The organism is Komagataeibacter kakiaceti JCM 25156, assembly GCF_000613305.1.
The window spans coordinates 1-3,422 of sequence record NZ_BAIO01000245.1 but is presented as its reverse complement, the minus strand read 5'-3'; the positions used below and the strand labels follow the sequence as shown (position 1 = coordinate 3,422).

General features: G+C 64.2%; 4 protein-coding genes and 1 tRNA gene. 3 read left to right on the top strand and 2 right to left on the bottom strand.

Features of this window, described 5'->3' with window-relative positions; translation table 11 throughout:
- A partial coding sequence (locus JCM25156_RS11580) for a serine hydrolase domain-containing protein (RefSeq protein WP_025813208.1) occupies positions 1-730 on the bottom strand: 730 nt, incomplete at its 3' end.
- A 262-nt stretch (positions 731-992) separates the two neighbouring features.
- Here JCM25156_RS11580 and JCM25156_RS11575 point away from each other — a divergent pair.
- The gene (locus tag JCM25156_RS11575) at positions 993-1,187 is read left to right on the top strand and encodes a hypothetical protein (RefSeq protein ID WP_025813207.1); all 195 of its coding nucleotides are present in this window, start codon (positions 993-995) and stop codon (positions 1,185-1,187) included.
- Positions 1,188-1,341: 154 nt separating this feature from the next.
- On the opposite strand, the gene JCM25156_RS11570 is transcribed toward JCM25156_RS11575, so the two are convergent.
- Positions 1,342-1,415: transfer RNA gene (locus tag JCM25156_RS11570), tRNA-Cys, on the bottom strand.
- 180 nt (positions 1,416-1,595) lie between these two features.
- Here JCM25156_RS11570 and JCM25156_RS11565 point away from each other — a divergent pair.
- Positions 1,596-2,282 carry a protein-L-isoaspartate O-methyltransferase family protein gene (locus tag JCM25156_RS11565; RefSeq protein ID WP_025813206.1) on the top strand — a complete coding sequence of 229 codons (687 nt, stop codon included), beginning with the start codon at positions 1,596-1,598 and terminating at the stop codon, positions 2,280-2,282.
- Positions 2,283-2,649: 367 nt separating this feature from the next.
- Positions 2,650-3,422 (top strand): TolC family protein (locus JCM25156_RS23805; RefSeq protein WP_457851822.1); only part of this gene is annotated, 773 nt, incomplete at its 3' end.

Genomic DNA, 3,422 nt, shown 5'->3' with positions numbered 1-3,422 from the left:
TGTGGCCGGTCTCATCCATCTGTGTCGGCGCGATCCGGGGCAGGAGGCTGGCGGCGGGGCGGAAGCAGGAGTGAGCCAGCCCCATGGGGCGCAGGATGTGCCCGGTGGCGTAGGCTTCCAGCGGCTGGCCGGTCAGTTTTTCAAGCAGGAAGCCAAGCGCGAGATAATTGATGTCGCTATAGATGAATTTCTGTCCCGCGGGCAGATCGGGGCGGCTGTTCATGGTCAGGCCGCGGGCCTGATCGTGGCCCTGCCACGGCTGCGTAAGATCAAGGTCGGGGGGCAGGCCGGAATAATGGGTCAGCAGGTGCCGGATGGTAATGTTCCCTTTTCCCCCGGTGGCGAATTCCGGCAGATAGGTGCTTACGGGGTTATCCAGCCCGATCCGTCCTGCTTCCCATAACTGCATGATGCACGGCGCGGTAATAAGGGATTTGGTCAGCGACGCCATGTCGAACACCGTGTCCCACGTCATGCGTTGCGCCACGGGGCTTATGGCGCGCTGGCCATAGACCGCGCGGTGCAGGACGCGGCCATGCTGGCCTATCGCACAGACAACGCCCACGGTTTCATGCGTGCTGACCGCGCGGCGCAGCCTGTCGTCAACGGCGCGCATGTCCAGCGTCTGCCCCCGCCCCGCGCGGGGCGCGAAGGCGGACAGGATCATGCCCGTACCCGCGATTATTGCCCTGCGTCGTGTCGGCGGCGGGGCGGCAGGGCGGTGGGGCATGATTTGGATCCTGACAGGGCGGAACGGGATGTCACCCTTGGGGCAGGAGACAGGCCTGTCATTATAGAAGAAGGTGCTGGCGCGGCATAACGGCATGTTTCCCGCGCGTGCCGGAAGGGCTTTGTGATACCCTGTGCCAGCTTTCCCTGGCACGCGCGGGCCATGCCGCAGGGGCTTCCAGCGAGTGCATGCGTTGCGTGCATGACATACCGGGTGGCAGTTTTGGCTGGTATGCTCCCTTCAGAATGGTGAGGACGCTCAGATGAACAACTATTTTGATGACGGTGACGCACATGGTGAGGAAATCGGTGATGAAACCACCACGCTGATTCAGGAAATCATCAATGCCCTGGAAGCGACCCTTTCCACCATGAAGGAAACCGACTCCGCATACGCGCGGCTGTGCGAAGCCGCGGACAAGGCCGACGCCCTTCAGAATATTTTAAGGACCATGTAGCTGAAGGGGAATGTTTTCATGCCCCGGATGCCGGAACCGCCCGGCCCCGATACCCGTCATGCCCGTTATCAGGCGAGCCGGTGACGGACGGAACAGAAATGGCCTGTTTTCAGGGAGGGCGCCATTTTCTGCCCTTCCCGTTACGGGAAAGGACTGGAGGTCTGGGCGGGAATCGAACCCACATTCGCGGATTTGCAGTCCGCTGCATCACCATTCTGCCACCAGACCTCAGCGGCACAGGGGCTATATCCGCCGAAATGTGCGGCAGGTCAAGCCGCTGTGTGCAGGTTTCCCATTGTTCCCCTGTCAAAGCGGCGCATAAAGTAGGAAAAACGCCGGGAAAATATCGCCCGTCCCCTCGGGCGGTCGAGTCACGCCCCATCAGGCACAGTGTTTCAAGGAAGTATTATGGATAAGACAGACCCCGATTATGCGCCGTTCGATTTCGTGGCGGCCAGACAGCGCATGGTGGATGCACAGGTCCGTCCCTCGCAGGTCAGTAATCCGTCCGTGATCGCCGCCATGCGCGCCCTGCCGCGCGAACTGGCCGTTCCCGATTCACTGCGCGCCTTCGCCTATGCCGATAACAGCCTGCCATTGGGGGAGGGACGTTACCTGACGGAACCGCGCGTGATCGCGCGCATGCTTCAGGTTTCCGAAATCTCGCAGGGGGAGCGGGTTCTGGTGGTGGGGGCCGGCACCGGCTACCTGGCGGCGCTGCTGGCCACCATGGATATGGATTTGACAGTCGTCGCACTCGAATCGGAAGCCCGGCTGGCCGAGATCGGCAAGGCGCTGTGCTTCACATGGGCCCCGCAGGTTCACTGGCGCGAAGGCGCACTGGCCAAGGGCGCGCCAGACGACGCCCCGTATGACCTGATCCTTATTGACGGCGCGGTCAGGCAGGTTCCCCCGGCGCTGGTGGAGCAACTGCGTGAAGGCGGGCGGATCATCGCGCCCATCTGCCGCGATTCGGGCGTGACATCGGTCTGCCGGGTGCTGGGCACCCCGCAGGGCAGCGCGGCGCAGCCCCTGTTCGACGTGGCGGTGCCGTTGCTGCCGGAACTCGAGCCCGCGCCCGCCTTCGTTTTCTGATCCCGGCGCGGTTAACGCCCGCGCAATATCCTGCCGTTAGATTCGGTACGCCGGAACATATGTTTCCGTATGGCGTATCGGTCGGCGGGGGAATGAATGACGGGCAGATGGGCGATCGGCGCGGGTGGGGTGGCGCTCCTGTATTGCAGTACGGCGCTGGCGCGGGTAGCGCCTGATGCCCCCATGGGGCCGAAATGCCCACAACGCTGAAGGGCGCGCTGGCGCTGGCCTACCTGACCAATCCGCTCCTGCGGCAGGAACGCGCCACCCTGCGCGCCACGGATGAGCAGGTGCCCCAGGCGCTGGGCGGCTGGCGGCCCACCATTACCGGCAGCGCCAGCATGTCCTACTATTCCGGGGCATGCGCATGGCCCCGACGGCGGGTGAAAACGGTTACGCCCGGCAGTATGACAGCCCCGGCTATGCTGGCGGGGTCAGCATCACCCAGCCGCTCTATACCGGCGGCAGGACAACAGCCACCACGCACAAGGCCCGCCACGCCGTCATGGCCGAGCGCGCGCGCCTGATCGCCGCCGAACAGCAGGTGCTGGCCGATGTGGTCAACGCGTATGTCAACGTGGTGGAAGACCAGCAGATACTGGGCATCGACATCAACAACGAGCAGCTTTACGCCACCCAGCTCCATGCCACGGAACTGCGGGCGCATGGCGGTGAGTTTACCCATACCGACGTGGCTCAGGCGCAGGGCGCGCTGGCCAACGCACGCGCGACAAGACAACTGGCCGAAGGCACGCTGCAGGCCGATCGCGCCACCTACCGGCAGGTCATCGGCTGTGACGCGCCGCCCGATCTGGTCCCGCCCCAGCCACTGGTTCTGCCCCTGCATGCCGAACAGGACGCCATGACACAGGCCGTGCAGAACAACCCGGAGGTGATTGGCGCGCTGTTTGATGAAGCTGCGAAAAAGGACGCCGTGGGCGTGGCCTTTGCCGCCCTCATGCCCACCATCAGCGCCGAGGCCGCCTATACGCACGCCGTCAATCAGGACGAAGGCCGCTCGCTGGAGAATGATAAATACGCCATGGTCAGCGCCAGCATGCCGCTGTACCAGGGCGGCGGCGAGTACGCGAGCGTGCGCATGGCGCGCCAGCAGGTGGCGGAAGCGACCCATACCGTGGA

What these genes read in the sequence shown, in the direction of transcription:
- JCM25156_RS11575 (WP_025813207.1), top strand. Translation starts at nt 993, where the DNA reads ATGAACAACTATTTTGATGACGGTGACGCACATGGTGAGGAAATCGGT.
- JCM25156_RS11565 (WP_025813206.1), top strand. Translation starts at nt 1,596, where the DNA reads ATGGATAAGACAGACCCCGATTATGCGCCGTTCGATTTCGTGGCGGCC.